Source organism: Pseudomonas sp. GV085 (genome assembly GCF_003050925.1).
In the GTDB taxonomy this organism is placed as follows: Bacteria; Pseudomonadota; Gammaproteobacteria; order Pseudomonadales; family Pseudomonadaceae; genus Aquipseudomonas.
In genome coordinates, this window is the sequence record NZ_QAOV01000015.1 from 13,531 (window position 1) to 39,905 (window position 26,375).

Below are 26,375 nucleotides of genomic sequence, written 5' to 3' on the forward strand. Positions count from 1 at the left end.
CCTCTAATAAGACCCATTCCTTTTATCCGCTGGCAGCTCACGCAGACTGCCGGCCGGACTCTTTTCGCTTGCCCAGAGGTATGACAATGAATGCAGTAATTGCCGCGGTCGGCATCATGCTGGTGCTCAGCCTGTCCCGCGTGCATGTGGTGATCGCGCTGATCGTCGGTGCGCTGGTCGGTGGTTTGACCGGCGGCCTGGGGATCGAAGCGACGCTCAAGGCTTTCAACAGTGGCCTCGGTGGCGGGGCGACGGTGGCGTTGTCCTACGCCTTGCTCGGGGCTTTCGCGGTGGCCATTGCCAAGTCCGGCATGGCCCATGCGCTGGCCGACAAGGCCCTGGCGATGGTCGATCGCCAGCACGCCAACGGCGGTGGCCAGGTCAAATGGCTGCTGATCGGCCTGCTCTGGGTCGTGGCCATTGCCTCGCAGAACATCCTGCCGATCCATATTGCGTTCATTCCGTTGCTGGTGCCGCCGCTTCTATATGTGCTGACCAGGCTGCAACTGGACCGTCGCCTGATCGCCTGTGTCATGACCTTCGGTTTGATCACACCCTACATGTTCCTGCCGGTGGGCTTCGGCAACATCTTCCTCAATGAGATCCTGCTGGCCAACGTCGCCCGCAGCGGTGTGGACATCAGCGGCATCAATGTGACCCACGCCATGGGCATTCCAGCCCTGGGCATGGTGGCAGGCCTGCTGATCGCGTTTGTCAGCTACCGCAAGAAGCGTGTCTACGACCTGGAAAAGATCGAACAGGTCGAGCAAGTGGCGGTGCAATACAACCCGCTGAGCCTGATGGTGGCCGGCGTGGCCATCGCGGTGGCATTCATCATTCAGTTGTTGCTGGATTCGATGATTATCGGTGCATTGGCCGGTTTCCTGATTTTCTCGGTGTCGGGCATCGTCAAATGGCGCGACACCGATGACCTGTTCACCGAAGGCATGAAAATGATGGCGATGATCGGCTTCATCATGATCGCAGCCTCAGGCTTTGCCGAAGTGATGAAGGCCACCGGTGAGGTGCAGACGCTGGTCGAGTCGTCGGCGGCGTACATCGATCACAGCAAGGGCATCGGCGCCTTGCTGATGCTGCTGGTGGGGTTGCTGGTGACCATGGGCATCGGCTCGTCGTTCTCCACCGTGCCGATTCTGGCGGCGATCTTCGTGCCGTTGTGCGTGCAACTGGGCTTCAGCCCGATTGCCATCGTGTGCATCGTCGGCACCGCCGGTGCCCTGGGCGACGCCGGTTCACCGGCTTCGGACTCGACCCTCGGCCCGACCTCCGGCCTGAACATCGACGGTCAGCACCATCACATCTGGGACACCGTGGTCCCGACCTTCCTGCACTACAACCTGCCGCTGCTGGCGTTTGGCTGGGTGGCGGCGATGGTTCTGTAACCCGAAACCCCTGTAGGAGCGAGCCTGCTCGCGATGGTGTGTCAGCCGACACCAAGGTAGCTGACACACCTTCGCGAGCAGGCTCGCTCCTACAGGGGATCTTCAGTGTCCCTGATGACTGAATTCAACTTTTGATTTGACGTGCCGTTAAAGCTTTCAACCACGCCAACAAAATCAAAAGAGTGAACGTCATGCGCATGAGCCTCAAGGCTAAAGTCCTGTCCCTTGCCGTCCTCCCGGTGTTGCTGTTTGCGCTGGTCATCAGCCTGACCACGCTGTTCATTCTGCAGGATCAGGCGCGCAAGGAAGTGGAGCAGACCCGCGAGCGCCTGCTCAGCGATGCCAAGGCGACCTTGCAAAGCTACGTGGCCGTGGCCATGACCACGATCAAACCGCTCTACGACGCGGCCGCCCCCGGCGATGAGGCGGCGCGGGCCCAGGTGATCAAGCTGCTGTCGAGCATCACCTATGGCAAGGATGGCTACTTCTTCGGCTACGACTCCAACACCGTGCGCCTGTTCAAGGCCAACAGCCCCGAAGGCGTGGGCCAGAGTTTCAAGGACAACCGCGACCCGAACGGTGTCTACGTCAACCGCGACCTGGTGAAAGTCGCCAGGGACGGTACGCACTACCTGCAATACAGCTCGCCCTTGCCCGGCAACACCCAGGTGCTGGTGCCCAAGCTCGGCTACACCGAATACCTGTCGAAGTGGGACATGGCGGTCGGTACCTCGGTCAATCTCGACGGCATCGAAGCGCAAGTGGCGGTGGTCGAGGCCAAGGTCCAGGAGCGCATGCAAGGCATGGTGCTGAGCATCGTCGGCGTGGCGCTCGTGGTGCTGCTGGTGATCGCCGCTGCCGGGATGTTGCTGGCCAACACCATTCTGCGTCCGCTGCATCTGATGAAAGCCAACCTCGACGACATCGCGGCAGGTGAGGGCGACCTGACCCGCCGCTTGACGATCACCAGCCAGGACGAACTCGGTGAACTGGCCGGCTCCTTCAACCGTTTCGTCGACAAGATCCACGGGCTGGTGCGGCAGATCACCGAAATGACCTCGCAACTGACCGGACTGGTGAATCAGGTGTCCGACCAGGCCAACCGTTCGGACCAGGCCATGGAACGCCAGCGTCACGAAACCGATCAGGTGGCCACGGCCATCAACGAAATGTCGGCGGCGGCCCAGGAAGTGGCCAAGAGCGCGCAGAACGCCGCGGTGGCTGCCCAGCAGACCGACGAAGAAGGCCAGGCGGCCAAGCGTGTGGTGGCCGGCAGCATCGAGAAAATTCATGCGCTGGTGGACGACATCCGCAGCAGCGGCGTGTCCCTGGACAGCCTGCAAAAGGACGTGTCGTCGATCGTCAGCGTGCTCGGGGTGATTCGTTCGATTGCCGAGCAGACCAACCTGCTGGCGCTCAACGCGGCCATCGAAGCCGCCCGTGCCGGCGAGGCCGGGCGCGGCTTTGCGGTGGTGGCCGATGAAGTGCGGGCGCTGGCCAGCCGCACGCAAACCAGCACCCAGGAAATCCAGGGCATGATCGACCGCTTGCAGGCCGGTACCCGGTCGGCGGTGGAGGCGATGCGTCGTTCCAGCGAGGCCGGCGACGGCACCTCGGCCCAGGCCAACGAGGCGGGGGCTTCGCTGGACACCATGGCCCAACTGATCGCGACCATCAATTCGATGAACGCGCAGATCGCCAGTGCTGCCGAAGAACAGACCGCCGTGGCCGAAGAGATCAATCGCAGCGTGCATCAGATTGCCGTGGCGGTGGACAGCGTCGCCGACGAAACCCAGCTCGGCGCGCAGACTTCGCGCAGCCTGGCCGACCTCGGTCAGCGCCTGGGCGGTCTGGTGGGGCAGTTCCGGATCTGATTAAAACATTTGTGGCGAGCGAGCTTGCTCGCCACAAAAGATCGCAGCCTGCGGCAGCTCCTACACTTACTGTGTGCATCTGAGCACTGGCGACCACACAAGAGGAGTCAGCCCCATGATTGACCGCGAAAGTATCTGCGATTGCCCGAAATGTTCCTGCAAACTCGGTGAACATCCGATTGCCCGTCACGGCAAGCACTATTGCTGCGAAGCCTGTGCCAAGCATCACGAGCATGGCGAAGCGTGCGCTTCCCAAGGCTGCAAGTGTGCCCACTGAAAATCACGGCACACGCAAAAGTGGAGCCTGGTCTGGCTCCACTTCCAGTCCGATCAGGCACTCGGCGCTTTTGCTGATGCTCCCCGATAGCGTGTCCAGACCGTAGTCCAGCCGCGCAGGGCTGCCGACAGGTGTCGCGGTCATTTTCTTTCTGCCCGATCCTGATGGTTGCCAGTGATCAGTTCGTCGGCCGCCACTTGACGTTTTCCACGCCAAATTTTTCCGCCATCGGCTTGCTGGTCTTTTGCACTTTCTCGCGTCCGAAACGGGGGATTCGCCCCACCCCTGCGTCGCAGCTCGCCCAATGCCAGGCTTCTGCGTTATCCATTTTTTCCAGGCGGATAATGAATGATTTCGGAGCGCCATGGAGGGTGTACTCGATGACGAATAATTTTGCATTGTTCATAAAGCTCCGGTTCCTCCCTGTTGTACATAAAAGGATCGCGCGCCATCTGGAAAATTCATTCGGTTTGTCGGACGGCGGCGGTTGCTGGCGACAAGTTCGGTGCCTCGTTACCATGGGGCCTTCCCGCCCCCCAATGAACATAGACCATGGCCCTCGCCGCACCACCTGACCTGAGTGACACCGATGTGCCCGTGCAACCGCTGGCTCGCACCTATCCGCGGGGGTTGTACATCGAGCCTCACGAGCACGTCTGGGGCCAGTTGCTGTATGCGATGAGCGGGGTGATGTGGGTCGAGACGCCGCACGAGGCGCTGGTGGTGCCGCCGCAGCGGGCGGTGTGGTTGCCGCCCGGCGTGCCCCACGGGATTCGCGTGGTGTCCGACCTGCAAATGCGCAATATCTACTTGCGTCCATCCCTGGCGGCGACCCTGGATGACAGCGTGCAAGTCATTGAGGTCGGCGGTTTGCTGCGCGAGCTGATCGTCGGCCTGGTGGAGCAGGGCAACGACGGGCCGCCCGACTATTACGACGCGCTGGTGGGGCTGGCGCTGCTGGAACTCAAGCGCGCCAGGCGTTCGCTGCTGAAAATCCCGCTGCCGGACGATTCCGACCGGCGATTGATGAATTTGTGTCAGGCGGTCATGGCTGCGCCATCACTGGATATTCCTTTCGAACAACATGCAGATAACGCCGGAGCCAGCGTGCGCACCCTGGCGCGGCTGTTCAAGGACGGTCTGGGCATGGGCTTCGCCGAGTGGCGGCGTCAGGTGCAACTGGCGACGGCGGTGGCCGAGTTGATCCAGGGCGTACCGGTCAGTGCGATTGCCCGGGAGCTGGGCTATTCGCCAAGCAGCTTCAGTGACATGTTTCGTCGTGAGCTGGGTGTCGCCCCCTCGCAGTTTCCTGCGGCGCAACGCCAGGACTGAGTTCACAGGCGCCGTGCTTTGGCCGAAATTCAGAAGCACTTGGCCGATGCTCAAAGGTGTCGCCCTCTAGACTCAGCGCATACCTCAATTGCCCCCGGAGTCTGTCATGAACCTCCTCATGTCACTGGCCATCGGTCTGGGCGTCGGTCTGCTCTACGGCGCCCTGGATTTTCGTTCCCCCGCACCCCCGGCAATCGCGTTGGTAGGCCTGCTTGGCATGCTCGCCGGCGAAAAGCTCTGGCCGATGGGCCGAGAACTGGTGGCTGGCTGGGTCTCCTGAACCCTTCCTTTATTCAATGGACACGCCCATGAAAGCTCTGCAATTCGACAAAACCGGTGATCTCTCGGCCCTGCGCTACGTCGAGGTGCCGACCCCCGTGCCCGGCGCCGATGAAGTGCTGGTCGAGATCAAGGCCGCTGGTCTCAACCCCAGCGATGTGAAGAACGTGCTGGGACGTTTTCCCTACACCACCTTGCCGCGAATTCCCGGTCGGGATTTTGCCGGGGTGGTCGTGGCCGGCCCGCAGGCGCTGATCGGCCGGGAAGTCTGGGGCACAGGGCGGGAACTGGGCTTTTTCGCCGACGGTTCCCACGCGCAGTTCGTCAAGTTGCCGGCCAATGGCGTGGCGCTCAAACCCACGCACCTGAGCTTCGCCCAGGCCGCCAGCCTCGGCGTCCCGTACACCACGGCGTGGGATGCGCTGGAGCGCAGCCTGGTGACGGCCGAAAGCCGATTGCTGGTCATCGGTGGCGGGGCGGTCGGTAGTGCCGCGCTGGCTCTGGCCAAGGTGCGTGGTGCCCGGGTGCTGGCGGCCGCGCGACGTCCGGAACAGGTCAAGGACTTGCAGGATCAGGGCTATCAGACCCTGCAACTGGATAAACCCGAAGACCTGGGGGCTCAGGTCAACGCCGTGTTCGCTGGCGGCGCCGACGTGATTTTCGACACCACCGGATTCTGGTTGCCGGCCTCGGTACCCGCCCTGGCCGCGTTCGGCCGTATCGCGATCATCGCAGCGCCCGTGGACGGTCACGTGCAGTTGCCGGCCCTGGCGTTGTATCGCAAGGGTGGCTCAGTGGTGGGGATCAACTCGTTGCTGTACGGGGTACAGGCCTGTGCGGCGATGCTCGAGCAGTTCGGCAAGTTTTTCGATCAGGATCTGTTGCCGTTGCCCCGGGGCCTGTTCGAGTCGCCTTTGGCTGAAGGCCTGGAGCGTTATGCCGAAGTGAATCAAGGCAGCGGTGACAAGGTGATTCTGCTGCCATAACCGCTCCCACAATGTCCGCAGCCGCGCAACGCCTTGCGCCGGCCTCGCTCTGTTAGAATCGGCCCCATTGACCCAATGAGGTGCCCCCATGAGCGAACCGATTCGCCTGACCCAGTACAGCCATGGCGCTGGATGCGGTTGCAAGATTTCCCCCCAGGTGCTGGAAGTGATCCTGGCCGGCAGCGGGGCGCAGAACCTCGACCCGAAACTCTGGGTCGGCAACGCCTCGCGCGACGACGCGGCGGTGTATTCCATCGACGAAGAACGCGGCGTGGTCTCGACCACCGACTTTTTTATGCCGATCGTCGACGATCCCTTCGATTTCGGCCGAATTGCTGCCACCAATGCCATCAGCGACATCTATGCGATGGGCGGCGATCCGTTGATGGCGATTGCGATTCTGGGCTGGCCGGTGAACGTGCTGGCCCCGGAAGTTGCCCGGGAGGTGATACGCGGCGGCCGTGCGGTGTGTGACGAGGCGGGCATCCCGCTGGCAGGCGGGCACTCCATCGACGCGCCAGAACCGATCTTTGGCCTGGCCGTCACCGGTCTGGTGGAAAAGCGCCACATGAAGCGCAACGACACCGCCACCGCCGGTTGCCTGCTCTACCTCACCAAGCCCCTGGGCATCGGCATCCTCACCACCGCCGAGAAAAAGGGCAAATTGCGCAGCGCCGACATCGGCCTGGCCCGGGACTGGATGTGCACCCTGAACAAACCCGGCAGCCGCTTCGGCAAGCTCGACGGCGTGACCGCGATGACCGACGTCACCGGTTTCGGCCTGCTCGGGCACCTGGTGGAAATGGCCGACGGCAGCCAGCTCACGGCGCGCATTGAATATGACCGCGTACCGCGCCTGCCGGGGGTCGAATATTACCTGGAACAGGGCTGCATACCGGGCGGGACGCTGCGCAATTTCGACAGCTACGCCAGCAAACTCGGACGCCTTCAGGAACTGCACAAACGCGTGCTCTGCGACCCGCAGACCAGCGGCGGCCTGCTGATTGCCGTGACGCCCGAAGGCCGCGAGCAATTCCTTTCTGTGGCCGCTGAGCTGGGCCTGAGCCTGGAACCGATCGGTGAACTGGTCGAGCGACAGAGCAACGCGGTCGAGGTGTTTTGATGTCTGTCGATTACACCGATTACCGCGGCATCTTCCTCAACGACCGGCCCATGATGGACACCCGCGCGCCGGTCGAATTCGACAAGGGCGCGTTTCCCGGCGTGATCAACCTGCCGTTGATGAATGACCATGAACGCCAGCGGGTCGGTACCTGCTACAAGCAGCACGGTCAGCAAGCGGCCATTGTGCTGGGGCATCAACTGGTGTCGGGCGCGGTCAAGGCCGAACGCATCCAGGCCTGGGCCGATTTTGCCCGGGCGCATCCGGATGGATTGCTGTATTGCTTTCGCGGCGGCCTGCGCTCGCAGATTGTCCAGCAATGGCTCAAGGACGAGGCCGGCATCGACTATCCACGGGTGGGCGGCGGCTACAAGGCCATGCGCACCTTCCTGCTGGACACCCTCGATCAAGCCGTGGCCCAGTGCGATTTCGTCCTGTTGGGCGGGATGACCGGCACCGGCAAGACCGAGGTGCTCACGCAACTGAACAACGGCGTGGACCTTGAAGGTCATGCCAACCATCGCGGCTCCAGTTTCGGCAAGCGCGCCACGGGCCAACCCTCGAATATCGACTTCGAAAACCGGCTGGCCATCGACGTGCTGAAAAAACGCGCCCGGGGCATCGAGCAGTTCGTATTGGAAGACGAAAGCCGTGCGGTGGGCAGTTGTGCGCTGCCGTTGCCGCTGTACCAGGGCATGCAGCAGTTCCCGATGGTCTGGCTGGAAGACAGCTTTGAGGGTCGGGTCGAGCGGATCCTGCGCGACTACGTGGTGGATCTGTGCGCCGAATTCATCGGCGTGCATGGCGAGGAGGGCTTTGCGCTGTTTTCCGAGCGGTTGCTGGCGAGCCTGAACAATGTGCAGAAACGCCTGGGCGGCGAACGTCATCGGCGCCTGCTGGCTTTGATGGAAGAGGCATTGGCGGAGCAGGCCCGCAGTGGCGCGGTGGATCTGCACCGGGACTGGATCGAAGGGTTGCTGCGCGAGTATTACGATCCGATGTATGCGTTCCAGCGCGAGAAGAAAGACGCACGGATCGAGTTTTCCGGGGAGCGGGGGGCGGTGCTTGAGTATTTGCGCGAGAGGTTGAATCAGAAGGGTTGAAGTTGTTTTTGCTGGCCCCTTCGCGAGCAGGCTCGCTCCTACAGTCGATCTTCATCAAACACAGGTTTTGTGTTCGACGCAGATCCAGTGTAGGAGCGAGCCTGCTCGCGATGAGGTCCGATCAAACGACACACAACCTCAGGTCGGGCAAGTCTGAGAGCCATTATCCAGCCCTTGCTTGTACACATGGCTCTGCAAACTGGCCTTGCCGTCGTGCCAGGTCAGGGTCAGCACATACAGCGAGTCGTAATCACTGGACTCCCAGTCGTCGATGATCTTCGCATCCTGGCCGGTGGCTTCGCCGGCCACCGTGTTGATCAGCTCCGGCAGGTAGCCGTGGGACCAGGCGGTGTAGATGACCGAGTTGTGATACTTGCCCTGGAGCAGTTCTTCGGCCAGGTCATCGGTGTCGTTGGCGGAAAAATTGATGTTCACCGGCAGGCCCAGCTTGATGGCGGCGGGGCTGATGGTCATCAGGGGGCGGATGTAACTGTAGGAATTGTCGAACTCGCCTTCCTCGACGTTACGGGTCGGGTTGGCCGCAAACACATAGTTGGCGTTGCCGAATTTTTCCGGCAGCAGCGTCGCCAGGCCGATGGCGCGGTTCAGGCCCTGGCAATTGAGCTGGCCCAGGCCGCCGGCGGGTTTTTCCCCGTGGCGCAGGAAGACCAGCGTCTGGGTGCCATCCATCGGTTGGGCGCGGCTAGGGCCGGACTCCAGCGACAGGAACAACGCGCTGACTACCAACAAGGCGGGCAACAAAAGGTAAACGCGATGTTTAAAGCGTTGGGCAAAATTGAACAGGTTCATGAATAAAGGGATCTTCAGCACTATTCGGTTAAGGCTGACAAACCTTTACACCACGATTTGCCTGGTGCTTTCCATGTCGTTGAAACCGGTCCGTTTTCAAAGGAGTGGTGCTCTGAGTCCCCTGAACCCGTTTGGTTCGATTCCGGCCAAAAGCGCAGCAATGTACCGGTAACCTTCAACGGGTTGCAGCGAAGGATATCGACAGGATGTTTCGAATTTTTGGCTAAGGTACACCGGATGGTGTTGAAACCGGTCGTGATCTCTTTTGATCTCCTCTATCAGCGAGATTGATGGCTTCAAGGGATCGCTGAGTGGATATCTACATTATGATCGTCACTCTCAATGTCTTCGTGGATCCAGCCCATGACCGATTTGTCCGCATTCCCCATCACCCGCAAATGGCCTGCCCAATACCCGGAGTGGATTCAGCTGTACTCCTTGCCGACCCCCAACGGCGTCAAGGTCTCGATCATGCTCGAAGAGATCGGCCTGCCTTATGAACCGCACCGGGTAGGCTTCGACACCAATGACCAGATGTCCCCGGAATTCCTGTCGTTGAACCCCAACAACAAGATCCCGGCGATCCTCGACCCCCACGGTCCGGACGACCGGCCGTTGGCGCTGTTCGAGTCGGGGGCGATCCTGATCTACCTGGCCGACAAGAGCGGGCAATTGCTGGCCCAGGAATCGGCTGCGCGCTACGAAACGATCCAGTGGCTGATGTTCCAGATGGGCGGCATTGGGCCGATGTTTGGCCAGCTCGGGTTTTTCAACAAATTCGCCGGCAAGGACTACGAAGACAAGCGCCCCCGTGACCGCTACGTCGAGGAGAGCAGACGCCTGCTCAAGGTGCTCGACGGCCGGCTTGAAGGGCGCGACTGGATCATGGGCGAGCGCTACACCATCGCCGACATCGCCACCTTCCCGTGGGTGCGCAACCTGATCGGCTTCTACGAGGCCGGCGATCTGGTGGGCATTCAGAACTTCCCTAATGTCACGCGGGTGCTGGAGCGGTTCCTGGCACGGCCAGCGGTGATGCGCGGGTTGCAGATTCCGAGTCCGGTCGCGAGCTGATCCACCGCAAAACCTGTGGGAGCGAGCCTGCTCGCGAAGAGGCCGGCACATTCAACATCCATGTCGTCTGGCACTCCGCTTTCGCGAGCAGGCTCGCTCCCACAAGGTGATGTTGTGTTCTCAGGGTGCGCCAAAAAACGGCCGGATCCCGTGGTCACGGAAGTACCGTTCGATCACTTTCGGGTCCGCACACGTCTCGGCAATCGCCACGTAGGTATCGGGCCGCAGCAGATAAAAGCCGTTGCGCCCCAGGTTTGCCGCTTCGAACGCCGGCCGCCAGTCGAACACATGCAGCGGTAGGTGGTGCTCGTGGCACCAGGCGATCATCTCGTCGCTGGTGTCGCCATAGACATGCACTTGCCAGGTCAGGCATTTCAGCGACTCAAAGTTATCCCCCTCACCGTCATGGGCCCAGGGCAGGCGATCGCCGCCATGCACGTGCCCGGCAACGCCCGTGCTCAATGGCATGCCCCGATAATTCAGGGTGATCTGCGACACCGTGCGAAACAGGAACTGACGGGAGGTTTCGAACGAGGTCATTTTCGGTAACAAGAACGGGGCCAGGCGCGTACGCAGCAAATCGGCAATCGGCCCGTCGGCGGTGACGAAGGTGAAGACCCGGTCGGTGGTGGCCACCAGTTTGCGGGCGAAGGCGATGCGCTCGGTTTCATAGGTGTCGAGCAGTCTGGCCTCGGCACCGCCGCTCAACACGGCCGCGAGTTTCCAGGCCAGGTTGATGGCGTCGCCGATCCCGGTGTTCATGCCCTGGCCGCCCGCAGGACTATGGACGTGGGCAGCATCGCCCAGCAAAAACGCCCGGCCGTCGCGGAAGTGATCCGCCACCCGGTGATGCACGCGGTAGGTCGAAAACCAGTTCAGTTGCTCGATTTTCACCTTCATGTGCTCGATGGCCCGGCTGCTGACGTCCTCGAAGCGCAGGGTCTCGGCGTGTTCGGCGCGTTCGTCGCGCACCGTGCCGATCAAGCGCGCGCGACCACCGCTTCCCAGTGGGAACACGGCGAGGAAGTCCGCCTCATCGAGATCCACATGCAATTCGCCGTTGAATGTCGGGCCGCTGCCCTGCACGTCGGCGACGTAGAAAATCTGTTGGTAAGTCCCGCCGGGAAACCCGGTGTCGAGGGTCTTGCGCACAATCGACCGGGCACCGTCGCACCCGGCCAGGTAACAGGCCTGGCAGATTTCCTGTTGACCGTCAGGCAGGTGCAGCGTGGCCGTAATGCCGTCTGCGGTTTGCTCGAAACCTGTCAGTTCGGTGTTGCGTTCCACCGTGATACCGAAGGCTTCCAGGCGCTCGATCAGCAGCCGTTCGTGTTCGTCCTGCGGGAAGATTTCGAGAAACGAGTAGGGCGTCAGGCCCTCACCGATCTGAGACAGGGGCAGGTGCGCCACGGGCTCACCCTTGACCCAGAAGTTGCCGGCCTTTACTTGATGGCCGTTTTGCACCACGGCGTCGTCCAGTCCGAGCTGGCGATACAACTCCAGCGTCCGTGCCTGGACGGCCAGCGCCCGGGAGGTTGTGCCGGGGGCGGAGGTTCTGTCGACGATCCGCACGCGCACGCCCAGTTTGCTCAGCCACAACGCCAGGACCAGCCCGGTCGGGCCGGCGCCGACGATCAACACGTCGCTGCGGTGCATGAACCTGTCCTCCTCGCTATGTGGAACAAGTATGGTCCAGTCGGGGAGGGCGGCAACCATCGGACTGCCATGGCCGTAGCCGCTGACCTGCCATTGGTCGTATGGTTGGCCCGGACCAACGGATCAGATGGAACGACATGCAAATCAGATTGATCACAAGCGTCGCCGTGTTGCTGGTTTTGACCGGTTGCGGCAGTCAGCGGACCCAGGAGTCGACGACGCGCACCCCGGCCCAAGTGAAGGCAGAGATTGTGCGTTTGCTGCCGGCGAAAGCTGCCGATCCCCAGGGTTGGGCCACGGATATCCAGGTGGCGTTTACCGCGCAAGACATCTCGCCGACCACGCAAAACCTGTGCTCGGTGCTGGCCGTGACCGAACAGGAGTCAACCTTTCAGGTCGATCCGGGCGTACCGGGCCTGGGCAAGATCGCCCGCGACGAGATCGACCGCCGCGCCGCCAGGGCACACATTCCCGGCCTGCTGGTGAACGGTGCGTTAATGCTCGATTCGCCCAACGGCAAAAGCTACAGCGACCGCCTGAACGCCGCGCGCAGTGAAAAGGAACTGAGCGCGATTTTCGACGACTTCATCGACATGGTGCCGATGGGAAAAAAACTGTTCGGCGGCTTCAACCCGGTGCATACCGGCGGGCCGATGCAGGTCGGCATCGATTTTGCCGAGCAGCAGGCCAAGGGCTATCCGTATCCGGTGAAGGGTTCGATTCGCCATGAAGTGTTCACCCGGCGCGGCGGCATGTATTTCGGCATCGCGCATCTGCTTGGGTACCCGGTGAGCTACCCGCAGCCGCTGTACCGTTTTGCGGACTTCAACGCGGGTTGGTACGCCAGCCGTAACGCCGCGTTTCAGAACGCAGTGAGCCGGGCGTCCGGTATCCCGTTGGCGCTGGATGGCGATCTGGTGAACTACGGTTCGATCATGCCCGGCACCACGGAACTGGCCGTGCGCACCCTCGGCAAGCAACTGGACCTGCGCAATCCGACGATCCGCGAGCAATTGGAAGAGGGGAAAACCCTGGCGTTCGAAGACAGCAAACTCTATCGGCGGGTTTTCGAGCTGGCCGAACGGGCCGAGGGCCGGCCGTTACCCCGTGAGGTGTTGCCCGGGATCGTGCTGCAAAGCCCGAAAATCACCCGCAAACTCACCACCGCGTGGTTCGCCAAACGGGTCGATGAACGTTACCAGCGCTGCATGGCGCGGGCAGGGAAGTAATTGCGGTGCAAAAAAAGCATAAAAAACCCGGCGGGTGAGGCCGGGTTTTCGTCGAGTCCTGCGGTAAAGCACTGCATTCAGACAGCGCGGCTTTCGATCAGACGATCCGAACCGCCTTCAGCGACGCGGTTTTGCAGCAGTTTGTCGGAACCGCCTTCGGCGACGCGGTTTTCCAGGAGTTTGTCGGAACCGCCTTCGGCAACACGGTTTTGCAGGAGCTTGTCGGAGCCGCCTTCGGCAACGCGGTTTTCCAGCAGCTTGTCGGAGCCGCCTTCGGCAACGCGGTTTTCCAGCAGCTTGTCGGAGCCGCCTTCGGCAACGCGATTCTGCAGCAGTTTGTCGGAGCCACCTTCAGCCACACGATTCTCGATCAGGCGATCGGAACCACCCTCGGCCACACGGCTTTCAATCAGACGATCCGAGCCGCCTTCAGCGACCACAGGTTGAGCAGAGGTAGCGGCGAAAGCGTTAACTGCGAAAACCGAGAAAGCGATGCTGAGGAGGGTTTGGCGTTTCATGATGGTGTGCTCCGGGGTGCTTGTGGGTGGGTATGGAGCAGATGTTACGCCGGGGATTTTTTAAGAGAACTTCATTGAGGTGATGGTGAGTATCGACGGCAATGATAGGGCCTGCGCGATACCCCTTGTGAGCGTGATGGTGCGATCGTCGGATGGCCGCTGTGTGGCGGGTGGCGGCTTCTACACTGGATAGCTGGCGCGTTCCTCTGCCGGGACGGATGATGAGGCACTGCAGAGATCGCGGTGTGAAAGGAGACGTTTATGTACCAGCTCTACGGTTATCAGAACTCCGGGGCGGCGGCCATCGAAGCCGCCCTTGAACTCTGTGATGTTCCTTATCGCTTCATCGATGTCGAGACCTCCGCAGAGGCGGCCCAGGCGCTGGAGAAACTCAACCCGCTCAAACAGATTCCGACCTTGCAGCTACCCGATGGCGGCGTCCTGACCGAGAGCGCGGCGATCCTGATTCACCTGGGGCTGACCTTTCCCGCGTCGGGGTTGTTGCCGTCAGACCCGGCCGAGCGGGCCCAGGCCATTCGCGGCATGGCGTACATCGTCAGCAATTGCTATGCGGCCATCGGCATCATCGATTACCCCGAACGCTGGCTGGCCGAGGCGGATGAGTCGTCCAGGCACAACCTCATGGAGGGCGCCCGCAGGCGCCTGCACTGGAGTTGGGAGGTGTTTGCCGATCAGTTCTCGGGCGAGTTGTACCTGGGCAGCGAGAAGCCAGGGGCGCTGGATGTGCTGGCGGCGGTGGTCTCGCGATGGGCGGGCAGTCGGGAGCATTTGCGTAATGCCAGGCCGGGGTTTTTCGCCTGGCTGGAACGCATCGACCGCTACCCGGCGCTGACGCCGGTATTCGCCCGGCATTGGCCAGCCTGAACACCCAACCCCCCCTGTAGGAGCGAGCCTGCTCGCTCCTACAGGGGGGGCGGCGTGTGCGGATTCACTCCCCGCGAATGTACTGCTCCAGCTGCTTGATCAGCTCCGCCTGTTCGGCGATCGCTTCCTTGACCAGGTCACCAATCGACAACAGGCCAATCAATTTGCCGCCTTCCACCACCGGCAAGTGCCGCAGGCGTTTTTCGGACATGATGCCCAGGCAGGTCTCCACGGTTTGATGGGTGTCGACGGTAATCACCGGCGACACCATGATGTCGCGCACCGGCGTACCCACCGAAGAGCGGCCGTGCAGCACCAGTTTGCGTGCATAGTCCCGTTCGCTGATGATGCCCAGCACTTCATCATTCTCCACCACCAACAAGGCGCCGACGTTTTTCTCGGCCATCTTCATCAGCGCTTCGAGCACCATGTGATCGGGTTTGATCTGGTGCACTTCCTGATTCTTCTGATCTTTGAGCTTGAGCAGTTGGGCGACGGTTTTCATGGTGGTTACTCGGGTGTTGTCGTTGTTCTTGAAGAATCGTAGACACGAGCGTTCAGGGCAAGGGCGAAAGCGGCAGATAACGCGCAAAAAACGTCATTCGACGGTTTTTCTTTGGCAATCCCCTCATTTCTGTCCCGGCACACTACCTGTAGGAGCGAGCCTGCTCGCGATGACCGACTGACAGCCAATATCTTCGTTGAAGGTTAATCCGCTATCGCGAGCAGGCTCGCTCCTACAGTTAGTGTGTCTGCCTGACAGGCCTGCGGCAAACGCGCTATCGCGACTGATGACGGGTAGAATCACCCTCTGAATCAGTTTCGAGGTTTGCAGTGGTGGATCTACAGCAGGGCTTCGTCCTGACCCGGCATTGGCGCGACACCCCGGCCGGCACGGAAGTCGAGTTCTGGCTGGCGACCGACAGCGGTCCCCGGCGCATCCGCCTGCCTCATCAACCGTCAGTGGCGTTCATCCCTGCTGCGCAGCGTCAGGCGGCCGAAGGCGTTTTGCATGACGAGAAAAACGTCGAGCTCAGGCCCCTGGCCCTGCAGGATTTCGAACATCGCCCGGTCCTCGGGCTTTACTGCCAGCAACATGGCCAGTTGATGCGCCTGGAAACCGCGCTGCGCCGGGCCGGTGTCGAGGTGTTCGAAGCCGACGTGCGCCCGCCGGAACGCTACATGATGGAGCGCTTCATCACCGCGCCGGTGCGTTTCAGTGGCACGCCGAATGCCGAGGGCCTGCTGCTCGACGCGCAGATGAAACCCGACCCCGACTACCGGCCGAGCCTCAGACTGGTGTCCCTGGACATCGAGACCACAGCCCGGGGCGAGTTGTATTCCATTGCCCTGGAAGGTTGCGGCGAGCGTCAGGTGTACATGCTCGGTCCGCCGAATGGCGACGCCAGCCAGGTGGATTTCCAGCTCGAATACTGCGACTCGCGGACCTTGCTGCTGAAAAAACTCAACGAATGGTTTGCCCGCTTCGACCCCGACGCGATCATCGGCTGGAACGTCGTGCAGTTCGACTTGCGGGTGCTTCACGAACACGCCCGGCGCCTGGCGGTGCCGTTGAAACTGGGGCGTGGCGGCGAGGAAATGCAGTGGCGCGAACACGGCAACGGCAACCATTACTTCGCTTCTGCGGCTGGCCGCCTGATCATCGACGGTATCGAGGCCCTGCGCTCGGCGACCTGGAGTTTCCCCTCGTTCAGCCTGGAAAACGTCGCGCAAACCCTGCTCGGCGAGGGCAAGTCCATCGACAACCCGTACCAGCGCATGGACGAAATCAATCGCATGTTCGCCGAGGACAAACCGGCGCTGGCCACCTACAACCTCAAGGACTGCGAACTGGTCACGCGGATTTTCGCCAGGACCGAGTTGCTCACCTTTTTGCTGGAGCGGGCCAGCGTCACCGGTTTGCCGGCCGACCGCATGGGCGGTTCGGTGGCGGCGTTCACTCACCTGTACATGCCGTTGATGCACCGCCAGGGTTTCGTTGCGCCGAATCTGGGTAGCAAGCCACCCGAAGCCAGCCCCGGCGGTTTTGTCATGGACTCGCAACCGGGACTGTACGAATCGGTGTTGGTGCTGGACTACAAAAGCCTCTATCCGTCGATCATCCGCACCTTCCTGATCGACCCCGTGGGGCTGATTGAAGGGCTCGAGCACCCGGACGACAGCGAGTCGGTGCCGGGTTTTCGTGGCGCGCGCTTTTCGCGCACCCGGCATTGCCTGCCATCCATCGTCGCCCGGGTGGCCGAAGGCCGGGAAACCGCCAAGCGCGAACACAACGCACCGCTGTCCCAGGCGCTGAAAATCATCATGAACGCCTTCTACGGTGTACTGGGCTCCAGCGGTTGTCGCTTCTTCGACACGCGCCTGGCCTCGTCCATCACCTTGCGCGGGCACGAAATCATGCTGCGCACCCGCCAGTTGATCGAGGCCCAGGGGCATGCAGTGATCTATGGCGACACCGATTCGACCTTCGTCTGGCTGCGTCGGGCCCATGGTCAGCAGGAGGCGGCGCAGATCGGCCAGGCGCTGGTGGCGCACGTCAATCAGTGGTGGCGCGAGCACGTGAAGCAGGAATACGGCTTGCAAAGCGTTCTCGAATTGCAGTTCGAAACCCACTACAAGCGCTTTTTGATGCCGACCATCCGCGGCGCTGAAGAAGGCAGTAAAAAGCGCTACGCGGGGCTGGTAACCCGTGCCGACGGCAGCGACGAAATGGTCTACAAAGGCCTGGAAACCGTACGCACCGACTGGTCGCTGCTGGCCCGGCAATTCCAGCAGGAGCTGTATTCGCGGATCTTCCTGCGCCAGCCCTATCAGGATTATGTGCGTGACTACGTGCGCAAGACCCTGGCCGGTGAATTCGATGACCGGCTGATCTACCGCAAGCGCCTGCGCCGCAGCCTCGATGACTATCAGCGCAACGTGCCGCCCCATGTGCGCGCGGCGCGTCTGGCCGACGAGTACAACGACCGGCAGGGTCGCCCGCGCCAGTATCAGAACGGCGGCTGGATCAGCTACGTGATCACCGTCGCCGGCCCCGAACCGCTGGAAGTGCGCAGCGCGCCCATCGATTACGACCACTACATCACCCGGCAGCTGCAACCGGTGGCGGACGCGATACTGCCGTTTGTCGACGACGACTTCTCAACCCTGATTGGGGGGCAACTGGGCCTGTTTTGAGTCCATCAGCGACAGGGTCCAGTCATCCAGGATGCCGTGGAAGTATTGGTTCAGGGCTTGCTGGAAAAGGCTGTCGGCGGCGGTGACCTGGGCAAACAGGGTCATCGAGGAATGAAACTTCAGGTCGTCGGGATGGCCGAAAATCCCGGCCACCGAGCGCTCCCGGATGTTCAGCACTTCCTGGGTGCAGGCGCGTAGCCGGGCGCCCAGCAACGGGTGCTCAAGGTAGGCCAGGGCTTCCTCCCGCGAGCGGATGGCAAAGCGGCGCGACATCTCGCTGCCGCCGAGCCCGGCGAACTGCGGAAAAATGAACCACATCCAGTGACTGCGCTTGTGCCCGTTGCTCAGCTCGGTTTGAACCCGGTTGAACACCGGGTCCTGAGCCTCGAGAAAACGTTGCAGATTGAACGGGTCCAGGTGGTCGGTGCTTCTCATGGTGAAGCTCTCTGACTGACTGCGGTGGTTCAGACCATGGCCAGCCGCTGTTTGCGTTGTGGCGCGTGAAACGCTTGGTCCAGCGCCTCCAGATCCCCGGCTTCAAGCTGCAATCTGGCAGCCTGGGCATTGAGCCGTACATGCTCTGGGCGGACCGCTTTGGGGATAGCGATCACACCGTCCTGACGCACAATCCATGCCAGCGCAACTTGCGCCGGCGTCACGCCGTGTCGGGCGGCCACCTGTTTGAGAGTGGCATTGGTGAGCAGTTTTCCGCCCTGGTCGATCGGACAGTAAGCCATGACCGGCAGCCGTCGTTGTCGGCCCCAGGGTAATAAATCAAATTCTATGCCCCGTTGTGCCAGGTTGTAGAGCACCTGATTGGTGGCGCAGGCCGGGGCGTCCAGTTCCAGCAAGTCGTCGAGGTCGAAATTGGACACGCCCCAGCGACCGATCTTGCCGTCTTCGCGCAGGCGTTCGAAGGCTTCAACGGTTTCCTCCAGGGGATACTGGCCGCGCCAATGCAGCAGATACAGATCGATGTAATCGGTGCCGAGCCGGCGCAGGCTTCGCTCGAATGCCAGGGGAATGCCCTGGCGGCTCGCGTTGTGCGGGTACACCTTGCTGACTAGAAAGACGCTGTCGCGCTGGCCGGCGATGGCATCGCGGACCACTTCCTCGGCGCCGCCTTCGGCGTACATTTCAGCAGTGTCGATCAGGGTCATGCCCAGTTCGATGCCCAGGCGCAGGGCCGCGACTTCTTCCGTGTGCCGTGAGCGGTCTTCACCCATCTGCCAGGTCCCCTGTCCGATAACCGGGACCCTGGCGCCAGCCAATTCAAGCGTGCGCATGCAAACCCTCCTGTGTGTATTCGGTGAATAGTGCAGGAGCTGCCGCAGGCTGCGATCTTTTGACTTTGATTGTTCAAGATCGAAAGATCGCAGCCTGCGGCAGCTCCTACAGGGAGTGTGTACCGAGCTGATGATTTTCTGATCCGTTTTTTCTTTGAACATTCCCCTGCCAGTGCCGCCCGATTCTGCACTTTTTCGCCATGTCCGGCTCTATCCATGGCAGCCTGCGGCGATCCCCTCCGTCGGCCCACCCCTTCAAGTCTAAACATACAAGTGAGCTTGCTCCCACAAGGGAAGTGCCTAAGGCATAAAGATAGATCGCATCGATATAACTGGTTATAAGAAATGTCGCTATGCTGCGGGCCAGATTTCCCTTGCGCTCTTTGTGGACGTATTCATGGATTTAGTGAACATCGGGTTGGTCGTTGCCGGGCTGGTTGTCGGCTTCATCGTCGGCATGACTGGCGTGGGTGGCGGGTCGCTCATGACCCCGATCCTGCTAGGGTTCGGCATCAACCCGGCGACGGCGGTCGGTACCGACCTGCTGTACGCCGCCATCACCAAATCCAGCGGCGTACTGGTTCACCGCAAGAACAACAACATCGACTGGGCGATTACCGGCTGGCTGACCTTGGGCAGCGTGCCCGCGGTGGCGTTGACGCTGTGGTTCCTCAGCACTCTGCACAGCGCCCCCGAGGCGATGAACGCGATCATCAAGCAGGCCCTCGGTTTTGTGTTGTTTGCCACGGCACTGGCGATCCTGTTCAAGAAGCGCCTGCTCGACTTCGCCCACAAACGGGCGGGCGGCCATTACAACCCCAGCGGGTTGCGCTTGAACGTGTTGACAGTCATCACCGGGCTGGTCCTTGGCACCATGGTCGCGCTGACATCCATCGGCGCCGGTGCGCTGGGTACCGTGGCACTGTTCATTCTCTATCCGATGCTGCCGACCCGCCGCCTGGTGGGGACTGAAATCGCCCACGCCGTGCCGCTGACCCTGGTCGCGGGCCTTGGCCATGCCAGCATGGGCAACATGGATTGGCACGTCCTGGGTTACTTGCTGGTGGGTTCGTTGCCGGGGATTTACCTGGGCAGCCACCTGACCGGGCGCATCTCCGACGAACTGCTGCGCCCTTGCCTGGCGACCATGCTGTTGTTGATCGGCTACAAACTGGCGTTCTGATTCAAGCCGCCACGCCAGCTTCATTCGCGGGTGAATATTTCCAGCAGATGCCCGTCCGGGTCATCGAAATACACCCGCCGTCCTCCCGCATAATCATTGATCTCCCTCAGTCGCTGCTTGCACGGGTCGGCCCACCATGGCTGACCGTTGGCTTGCAGGCGTGCGAAGGCCGCATCGAAATCCTCGTCGCCCATCAAGAATGCATAGTGCTGGGACGCAATCGGCGGGTCGTTGTCGTAAAAATCCAGTGACACGCCGTTATCCAGTTTGACGATCAGCATGGGCCCGAAGGGCTGCGGGGCAGGCAGGCCGAGGAGGCTGGCCAGGAAGTTCGCCGAAACCTGCTTGTCCCGGCACCAGACGATGGTGTGGTTCAACTGAGTGCTCATGCACAAGTCCTCACGACGGATCAGGCGGGTTGTCATGAGTCTTCAGATTAGCCCAGCCTGTTGCGCAATGACCGCCCTGACCTAAGCTTGGGGCAAGGCGAGACATATTTGCGGTACGTCACCCGGAACGATCGCCGCAATGCGCAATCATTAGAGCGTGGATATCAAAAGGAGATGCGCATGCTCATCAGGTCACTGACCCTGGCTACTTTGCTGGCGATTGCCGGCACTTCGTTCGCCACTGATGGCGACTCACCGCTGGACATGGACAAGGGCAGGGCCCGACCACTGATTGTCATCGCTCCGAGTGCTGTTGATCCGATCTGGGTCAGCCTGAAAAAGTCGCTGGATGAACCGGCCAATCGCAAGGGGTTCACCGACCGCAACATGGTGCTCTACACCGTGCTCAACCTGATGGGCCAGCGCGACGGCAAGGACCTGGGGCCACAGGACACGGCGGCGCTGATCCGCTCGCTCAAGCTCGGTGCCGGCGCCAGGACCAAGGTCATCCTGGTCGGCAAGGACGGCGAAAAGAAACTCGAACAATCGGACGCCATCAAGCTGGAAACGATTTTCAGCGCTGTCGATCAGTTGCCGGCGACCGAGAAAGAATTCACCGCGACCGTGGCGGCTCCGGTCACTGAGGCCGAGCCGGCGACCAAGGACGCCAAAGGCACAAAAGGCACAAAAGGCACAAAACCGGGCAAACCCGCCAAGCCCGCCAAACCGCCTGAAATGCCGGATGATTGAACCGATACTGAATTCTTGTGGTGAGCAATTAACCTGTGGGCGAGCTTGCTCCGGGCGGCGTTCCGACGATGGCGTCGTAACAGTCGATATCGATGTTGAATGTCAGGCCGTCATCGCGAGCAAGCTCGCTCCCACAGGTTTTGTGCCAGGTTGCGTTCTTCCAGAAGCACCTGATTGGCATCCAATCCATACAGGCCTGATTGTTCGTGCAGTTCCCCGTCATTGAGCACGTAGCACAGCACGTCTTTCGCGTCGCTGATGACCAATGGCGAGTGAGTGGTCAGGACAAATTGGCAATTGGGGAAAGTCTCACTCAACTGCCGAATCAAACTGCGCTGCCATTTAGGGTGCAGGTGCAAGTCGACCTCGTCGATCAGTACGATGCCGTCACCTTCCAATGGGTTGTCCAGAGACTGGTTCATCATCGCCAATCTGCGAGCGATGTCGCCGACCAATGCCATCATCGATTTCTCACCCTGCGATAGCTGGGAGACATTCAGCGTTACGCCGTTTTTGTCGATGGCCATGTGCAGACGCGGCTTGCGTTGCACTCGCAGGTTGCTGAAGCCGGGCATGAACGCGGCGATGGCGGAGCGTACGGCTGTTAACTGACGGTCACGGGACGAGGCTTTCAACTGGGACAGAGTTTTCCAGATGTCACTGTCGTTGCCGAATTTTGCGGAAATTTCGGCGAGCGCGGTGTCGGACACGCCGGTTTCGTTTTCACTGTCTTCGCGTTCTCGGAACCATTCGAAGAAACGGCGGAAGTCCACACCGCGATTCAATGCGTTGTCGTAGCCGTCGAGTTGATCAAAGGTGTGTTTGGTTCGGATTTTTAGTGGGATTTCCAGGACCGAGCGTTCTACCGGGTAGTAGGCGATCAGAGGGAGTGAAGCTTTTTCATCAATGGTTAGTTGAGTGCGATAGTGGTCTGCAAGGAGGCTGGCTTCCGCTAACTCACTATGGACATCACTCTTTCGCCCTTGCCTGCTACGAGCAATGGCCCAGTTAAAGAGATCATGTTTTGAATAATCGTCGGGGGAACGTGGTTGCGCCGGCGAACTGTCTGATACGGAAGTCAAAACGACTGCGACTGCAGCGCCGTTTCGAATGTCTTCATTTGTAAGGTAACTGCCAACACCTTTCTCAGTACGAATCCTGGCAACTAGCCAACTCAATGAGGTGGCCAATGATTTTAAAAGGGTGGTTTTCCCGGCACCGTTGTTTCCTACAAGCACCGTCACATTTGAGCGGTGTTTGGGGGTGGGGGCCAGGTAAACGGTCATATCGGTGAAGCGACCGACATCCTTGAGCTGAAAGCTGAAAATTTCCATTACAACGCCCTTTTAGGGTCAGTCGGTTTGATTAGGTGAGCGCGCATTATGTCATTCCCGGTCACGGATTGATCCGATGCCGTTCGCAGGCTTGGGAGGTCCATTAGATACAACGGTTTCACCTGCATCACAACGGTCATGAGCAAAAAGGTATTTGTAACTGGATGCTCAGAAAATCGAGCGTAGGCGAAGGACTTCAGCTGCGTCGGAAATTTCCTGCATGACGTGGCGCACCCCGTGAACTGGTGCCCGTTGGGCCGTATCGATAACCTTCTTCAGCCGCTGCAAATCAGCGGTCGGATGTGGAAGTCCGTTGGTTCAAGCCATCTACCAATGCCCCTAGAGCGCAAGTCGACATTTTTTATGTCAACATCGCCGCGTTTTGGCGGCTGTGCGCGGGAGCACTTACGAGTGCACCGGGTTTTGGTGGATTGACCTGGACTTCCACACCTGCGTACAGCTGCCACCCTCATGTGGAAGTGAGATGGGTAGTTTTCTCAACAATCCCCAATGGTACTTCTTCATGAAAAAGTTAAGTCCGAATCCCCCGGAATCCCCATCCGACTCAGATGTCCCACTCTCCGACATCACCGAACCCGCCGTCAGCGCTCGCTTGCGCAACCCCAAACACGCTGACCCTGTCAGCCACATCTTCACCATCCTCCCAAACGTCGACACCCCAACGCTGCTGTGCCACGCCTGTGAAACCCTCGCGTCCCTGAACGTGCTGGTCACCGATCTGGCCTGTAACCTGGAAAGCTCCAACCGCAATGTGGCGCTGTCGATTCAGCAATTGGCAGTCGTGGGCGAGTTGTTGGTCAACCGCGCACTGGACAATATCGACCCGTCCGAAGGTGTGCCGATAAAGTAAAAAAAGGTGACCTCTGGAGGTCAATGCCGATCAGTTAAGGACTCTGTAGGAGCGAGCTTGCTCGCGATGGTCGTTAACGATAACGCGTATTTACTGGCTAAACGCGGCGCTCTTGAGTCCATCGCGAGCAAGCTCGCTCCTACACAACATTAACCTGTAGAGGTCGCCCTTATCTATGGAGAGGGCGGCAAGGCTTATTGAGTCAGGGTACTCAATATCTGATGAGCAATCTTCACCCGCTCCGCATTGGGATAATTCTTGTTGGCCAGCATCACAATGCCGATGTCCTTAGATGGCACGTACGCCACGTAAGCACCAAAGCCCCCGGTTGAACCGGTCTTGTTGACCAGCACGCTCTGCGGCTGCGCCTGCGGCGGGTTCAGCCACTGGGCCTTGTGCGCCTCCATGGCCATCGGCGTGGAGTTGCCGTCCAGCAGGCGATCCAGTGTGATCGGGTAGCGATACATCTCCCAACCGAGGCCCTGGGTCATATCGCCTACGGTGTAGTAACCGCTATGAGTCAGGGCGATGGCTTGCTGCAACGGCTTTTCCAGGGACGCCGGTTTCATGTTCGCGCCAACATAGCGCAGCAAGTCCGCGGCGCTGGTTTTCACCCCGTACGCCTCGGAATCCAGCGCACCCGGAGTGACCCGTACCGGTTTGCCGTCCTTGTTGTAGCCCTGGGCGTACAGCGCCATCTGATCCTGTGGCACATGTACGTAGGTATGCTGCAAGCCGAGTTTCGGCAGCAGGGTTTTCTCCATCAGCTCATCGAACGGCTGGCCCATGCTTTGCGCAGCGAGGTAGCCGAACAGGCCAAGACTGGGGTTTGAATACAGTCGGTGGCTGCCGGGGGCGTAGAGCGGTTTCCATTGTTGGTAGTAGCCGAGCATTTTGTCGGCCGAATCAAATTCAGCAGGAAACTGCAGCGGCAGGCCGCCCGCGCTGTAGGTGCCCAGTTGCAGCACGCTGATGTGGTCGAACGCGGTGCCGCGCAAGGCCGGCAGGACCTGGCTGGCCTTGTCCGACAGCGACAGCCTGCCGGTGGCTTGGGCGTAAGCGGCGAGGGTAGCGGTGAAGGTCTTGCTGACGGAGCCGATCTCGAACAGGGTGTCTTGCGTGACAGGGTTGCCGGTTTCTTTCGAGGCGACGCCATAGTTGAAGTAATGCGCCTGGCCGTTGACGGTGACTGCCACGGCCATGCCTTGAATAGCCTGGGCTTGCATCACCGGTTGTACAGCGGCGTTCACCACCGTCTCGATTTGATCCTGTGCCACGCACTGGCCCGCGGCGAATAGCGCCATGCAAGCGGCGATGGTTTTCAGCCTGTCCATATTGGTTGCATCCGTCGTTGATTCAGGTGCGCGCCATTCTAGGGGGAAAACCCTGTTTTTAAATCCGACCGCCCACAGGCGGGTCGGATTTATTGTTACAAGGTGCGCAACCGTTGATTCAACGCACCAGGCACGGCCGCTTGTTATCGAACTTCCAGTCCGGAATCAAAAACTGCATCGCCACGCTGTCATCCCGCGCCCCCAGGCCCATGCCTTTGTACAGTTCATGGGCCTTGGCCAGTTGATCCATGTCCAGCTCGACCCCCAGCCCCGGTTTCTGCGGCACCTGCACGCTGCCGTCGACGATTTGCAGCGGGGCCTTGGTCAGGCGCTGGCCGTCCTGCCAGATCCAGTGGGTGTCGATGGCGGTGATTTCGCCCGGCGCGGCCGCCGCCACATGGGTGAACATCGCCAGGGAGATGTCGAAGTGGTTGTTGGAGTGCGAACCCCAGGTCAGGCCCCATTCGTGGCACATCTGCGCCACGCGTACCGAGCCTTGCAGGGTCCAGAAGTGCGGGTCGGCCAGGGGAATGTCGACTGACTGCAACTGGATCGCGTGGCCCATCTCACGCCAGTCGGTGGCGATCATGTTGGTCGCGGTTTTCAGGCCCGTGGCGCGGCGGAATTCGGCCATGACTTCGCGTCCCGAGTAACCGTTTTCCGCCCCGCACGGGTCTTCGGCGTAGGCCAGTACGCGGTGCTGATCGCGGCACAGGCGGATGGCTTCTTTCAATGACCAGGCACCATTCGGGTCGAGGGTGATGCGCGCATCGGGGAAACGTTCGGCGAGGGCCGTGACCGCCTCGATTTCGGCATCGCCGCTGAGCACGCCGCCCTTGAGTTTGAAATCCTTGAAGCCGTAACGGGCATGGGCCGCCTCGGCCAGGCGGACCACCGCGTCGGCGGTCATGGCTTTCTCGTGTCGTACGCGGAACCAGTCGTTGTCGGCGTCCGGTTCGCTGCGGTAGGCGAGGTCGGTTTCATTGCGATCACCGACATAAAACAGATAGCCGAGCATCTTCACTTCATCGCGCTGCTGGCCTTCGCCGAGCAGAGCGGCCACCGGCACGTCCAGGTGCTGGCCGAGCAAATCGAGCAATGCGGCTTCCAGGCCGGTGACCGCATGGATGGTGATGCGCAGGTCGAAGGTCTGCAAACCGCGCCCACCGGCATCGCGGTCGGCGAAGGTCTGGCGCACCTGATTGAGGATCTTCTGGTAAGTGCCAATCGGGCTGCCGACCACCAGGCTGCGTGCGTCTTCGAGGGTCTGGCGAATGCGCTCGCCCCCCGGCACTTCGCCGACGCCGGTGTGGCCGGCGTTGTCCTTGAGGATCACGATGTTACGAGTGAAGAACGGCCCATGGGCGCCGCTCAGGTTGAGCAGCATGCCATCGTGGCCGGCGACCGGAACCACTTGCATGCTGGTGATGACCGGGGCTTTTGCGGTGTCTTGTGGGTTCATTTTCCAATCCTTAAAAAGC

Annotated in this window: 27 protein-coding genes and 1 pseudogene; 16 read left to right on the top strand and 12 right to left on the bottom strand. The window is 60.8% G+C overall.

Translation table 11 applies throughout. The features are described from left to right. Positions 1–86 precede the first annotated feature (86 nt). The 4 genes and pseudogenes from C8K63_RS25470 to C8K63_RS25480 all read left to right on the top strand — a co-directional run bounded on the left by C8K63_RS25470 (position 87) and on the right by C8K63_RS25480 (position 3,554). Complete coding sequence (locus C8K63_RS25470; protein WP_108219194.1) at positions 87–1,403, top strand: Na+/H+ antiporter family protein; 1,317 nt, start codon at positions 87–89, stop codon at positions 1,401–1,403. Positions 1,404–1,600: 197 nt separating this feature from the next. Then, positions 1,601–2,419, top strand: a pseudogene (locus tag C8K63_RS31285) (cache domain-containing protein); the annotation flags it as partial. Positions 2,420–2,521: 102 nt separating this feature from the next. Continuing rightward, positions 2,522–3,277, top strand: coding sequence for a methyl-accepting chemotaxis protein (locus tag C8K63_RS31290; protein ID WP_371920807.1), 756 nt, complete (start codon positions 2,522–2,524; stop codon positions 3,275–3,277). A 115-nt stretch (positions 3,278–3,392) separates the two neighbouring features. Then, positions 3,393–3,554, top strand: coding sequence for a metallothionein (locus C8K63_RS25480; RefSeq protein ID WP_108219196.1), 162 nt, complete (start codon positions 3,393–3,395; stop codon positions 3,552–3,554). Between the two features lie 3 nt (positions 3,555–3,557). Here the strand turns inward: C8K63_RS25480 and C8K63_RS30390 are convergent, their stop codons facing one another. Further along, on the bottom strand, positions 3,558–3,698 hold the full coding sequence (locus C8K63_RS30390) for a hypothetical protein (protein ID WP_158273962.1): 141 nt from the start codon (positions 3,696–3,698) through the stop codon (positions 3,558–3,560). A 34-nt stretch (positions 3,699–3,732) separates the two neighbouring features. Next, positions 3,733–3,960, bottom strand: a complete 228-nt coding sequence (locus tag C8K63_RS25485) for a DUF6555 family protein (RefSeq protein ID WP_108219197.1) — start codon at positions 3,958–3,960, stop codon at positions 3,733–3,735. A gap of 146 nt (positions 3,961–4,106) precedes the next feature. On the opposite strand from C8K63_RS25485, the gene C8K63_RS25490 reads away from it, so the two are divergent. The 5 genes from C8K63_RS25490 (at position 4,107) to mnmH (ending at position 8,377) form a co-directional block, all read left to right on the top strand. Beyond that, positions 4,107–4,886, top strand: a complete 780-nt coding sequence (locus C8K63_RS25490; RefSeq protein ID WP_108219198.1) for a helix-turn-helix domain-containing protein — start codon at positions 4,107–4,109, stop codon at positions 4,884–4,886. A gap of 106 nt (positions 4,887–4,992) precedes the next feature. Continuing rightward, complete coding sequence (locus C8K63_RS25495) at positions 4,993–5,166, top strand: DUF1427 family protein (protein ID WP_108219199.1); 174 nt, start codon at positions 4,993–4,995, stop codon at positions 5,164–5,166. A 28-nt stretch (positions 5,167–5,194) separates the two neighbouring features. Beyond that, positions 5,195–6,151: a zinc-binding alcohol dehydrogenase family protein gene (locus C8K63_RS25500; protein ID WP_108219200.1), complete on the top strand. Its 957-nt coding sequence runs from the start codon at positions 5,195–5,197 to the stop codon at positions 6,149–6,151. Between the two features lie 88 nt (positions 6,152–6,239). After that, positions 6,240–7,274, top strand: a complete 1,035-nt coding sequence (gene selD, locus C8K63_RS25505) for a selenide, water dikinase SelD (RefSeq protein WP_108219201.1) — start codon at positions 6,240–6,242, stop codon at positions 7,272–7,274. Next, positions 7,274–8,377 (top strand): tRNA 2-selenouridine(34) synthase MnmH, encoded by a 1,104-nt coding sequence (mnmH, locus tag C8K63_RS25510; protein WP_108219202.1) that lies wholly within the window; start codon positions 7,274–7,276, stop codon positions 8,375–8,377. Before selD ends, mnmH begins: the two co-directional genes overlap by 1 nt. Before the next feature lie 138 nt (positions 8,378–8,515). Here the strand turns inward: mnmH and C8K63_RS25515 are convergent, their stop codons facing one another. Further along, positions 8,516–9,187 (bottom strand): histidine phosphatase family protein, encoded by a 672-nt coding sequence (locus tag C8K63_RS25515; protein WP_108219203.1) that lies wholly within the window; start codon positions 9,185–9,187, stop codon positions 8,516–8,518. 363 nt (positions 9,188–9,550) lie between these two features. Between C8K63_RS25515 and C8K63_RS25520 the strand changes: the two genes are divergently transcribed. Then, complete coding sequence (locus tag C8K63_RS25520) at positions 9,551–10,261, top strand: glutathione S-transferase family protein (RefSeq protein WP_108219204.1); 711 nt, start codon at positions 9,551–9,553, stop codon at positions 10,259–10,261. A gap of 120 nt (positions 10,262–10,381) precedes the next feature. On the opposite strand, the gene C8K63_RS25530 is transcribed toward C8K63_RS25520, so the two are convergent. After that, entirely contained in the window at positions 10,382–11,917 is a 1,536-nt protein-coding gene (locus tag C8K63_RS25530) for an FAD-dependent oxidoreductase (protein ID WP_108219205.1), read from the bottom strand. Between the two features lie 137 nt (positions 11,918–12,054). Here C8K63_RS25530 and C8K63_RS25535 point away from each other — a divergent pair, with 137 nt between their 5' ends. Next, the gene (locus C8K63_RS25535) at positions 12,055–13,146 is read left to right on the top strand and encodes a DUF1615 domain-containing protein (RefSeq protein ID WP_108219206.1); all 1,092 of its coding nucleotides are present in this window, start codon (positions 12,055–12,057) and stop codon (positions 13,144–13,146) included. Between the two features lie 77 nt (positions 13,147–13,223). Here C8K63_RS25535 and C8K63_RS25540 read toward each other — a convergent pair whose 3' ends face one another. Continuing rightward, entirely contained in the window at positions 13,224–13,664 is a 441-nt protein-coding gene (locus C8K63_RS25540; protein WP_108219207.1) for a phage infection protein, read from the bottom strand. A 261-nt stretch (positions 13,665–13,925) separates the two neighbouring features. Between C8K63_RS25540 and C8K63_RS25545 the strand changes: the two genes are divergently transcribed. Further along, positions 13,926–14,549 (top strand): glutathione S-transferase family protein, encoded by a 624-nt coding sequence (locus C8K63_RS25545; RefSeq protein WP_108219208.1) that lies wholly within the window; start codon positions 13,926–13,928, stop codon positions 14,547–14,549. A 64-nt stretch (positions 14,550–14,613) separates the two neighbouring features. Here C8K63_RS25545 and C8K63_RS25550 read toward each other — a convergent pair whose 3' ends face one another. Continuing rightward, on the bottom strand, positions 14,614–15,054 hold the full coding sequence (locus tag C8K63_RS25550; RefSeq protein ID WP_108219209.1) for a CBS domain-containing protein: 441 nt from the start codon (positions 15,052–15,054) through the stop codon (positions 14,614–14,616). Between the two features lie 332 nt (positions 15,055–15,386). Here C8K63_RS25550 and C8K63_RS25555 point away from each other — a divergent pair, with 332 nt between their 5' ends. Continuing rightward, positions 15,387–17,747 carry a DNA polymerase II gene (locus tag C8K63_RS25555; RefSeq protein WP_178086792.1) on the top strand — a complete coding sequence of 787 codons (2,361 nt, stop codon included), beginning with the start codon at positions 15,387–15,389 and terminating at the stop codon, positions 17,745–17,747. On the opposite strand, the gene C8K63_RS25560 is transcribed toward C8K63_RS25555, so the two are convergent. Both C8K63_RS25560 and C8K63_RS25565 read right to left on the bottom strand, forming a co-directional pair. Then, entirely contained in the window at positions 17,712–18,182 is a 471-nt protein-coding gene (locus C8K63_RS25560; protein WP_108219211.1) for a DUF1810 domain-containing protein, read from the bottom strand. The two genes, C8K63_RS25555 and C8K63_RS25560, sit on opposite strands and share 36 nt — an antisense overlap. A gap of 29 nt (positions 18,183–18,211) precedes the next feature. Continuing rightward, positions 18,212–19,033: an aldo/keto reductase gene (locus C8K63_RS25565; protein WP_108219212.1), complete on the bottom strand. Its 822-nt coding sequence runs from the start codon at positions 19,031–19,033 to the stop codon at positions 18,212–18,214. 397 nt (positions 19,034–19,430) lie between these two features. Here C8K63_RS25565 and C8K63_RS25570 point away from each other — a divergent pair, with 397 nt between their 5' ends. Further along, positions 19,431–20,216, top strand: coding sequence for a sulfite exporter TauE/SafE family protein (locus tag C8K63_RS25570; protein WP_108219213.1), 786 nt, complete (start codon positions 19,431–19,433; stop codon positions 20,214–20,216). Positions 20,217–20,236: 20 nt separating this feature from the next. On the opposite strand, the gene C8K63_RS25575 is transcribed toward C8K63_RS25570, so the two are convergent. Further along, on the bottom strand, positions 20,237–20,605 hold the full coding sequence (locus tag C8K63_RS25575) for a VOC family protein (protein WP_108219214.1): 369 nt from the start codon (positions 20,603–20,605) through the stop codon (positions 20,237–20,239). Positions 20,606–20,785: 180 nt separating this feature from the next. Between C8K63_RS25575 and C8K63_RS25580 the strand changes: the two genes are divergently transcribed. Further along, entirely contained in the window at positions 20,786–21,355 is a 570-nt protein-coding gene (locus tag C8K63_RS25580; RefSeq protein WP_108219215.1) for a DUF4174 domain-containing protein, read from the top strand. A 110-nt stretch (positions 21,356–21,465) separates the two neighbouring features. On the opposite strand, the gene C8K63_RS25585 is transcribed toward C8K63_RS25580, so the two are convergent. Further along, positions 21,466–22,689 (bottom strand): AAA family ATPase, encoded by a 1,224-nt coding sequence (locus C8K63_RS25585; protein ID WP_108219216.1) that lies wholly within the window; start codon positions 22,687–22,689, stop codon positions 21,466–21,468. A gap of 523 nt (positions 22,690–23,212) precedes the next feature. On the opposite strand from C8K63_RS25585, the gene C8K63_RS25590 reads away from it, so the two are divergent. Continuing rightward, positions 23,213–23,560, top strand: coding sequence for a DUF6124 family protein (locus C8K63_RS25590; protein ID WP_108219295.1), 348 nt, complete (start codon positions 23,213–23,215; stop codon positions 23,558–23,560). 194 nt (positions 23,561–23,754) lie between these two features. Here C8K63_RS25590 and ampC read toward each other — a convergent pair whose 3' ends face one another. Beyond that, positions 23,755–24,864 (bottom strand): class C beta-lactamase, encoded by a 1,110-nt coding sequence (gene ampC / locus C8K63_RS25595; RefSeq protein ID WP_371920808.1) that lies wholly within the window; start codon positions 24,862–24,864, stop codon positions 23,755–23,757. A gap of 148 nt (positions 24,865–25,012) precedes the next feature. Then, positions 25,013–26,356: a glucarate dehydratase gene (gene gudD, locus C8K63_RS25600; RefSeq protein ID WP_108219218.1), complete on the bottom strand. Its 1,344-nt coding sequence runs from the start codon at positions 26,354–26,356 to the stop codon at positions 25,013–25,015. Positions 26,357–26,375 lie beyond the last annotated feature (19 nt).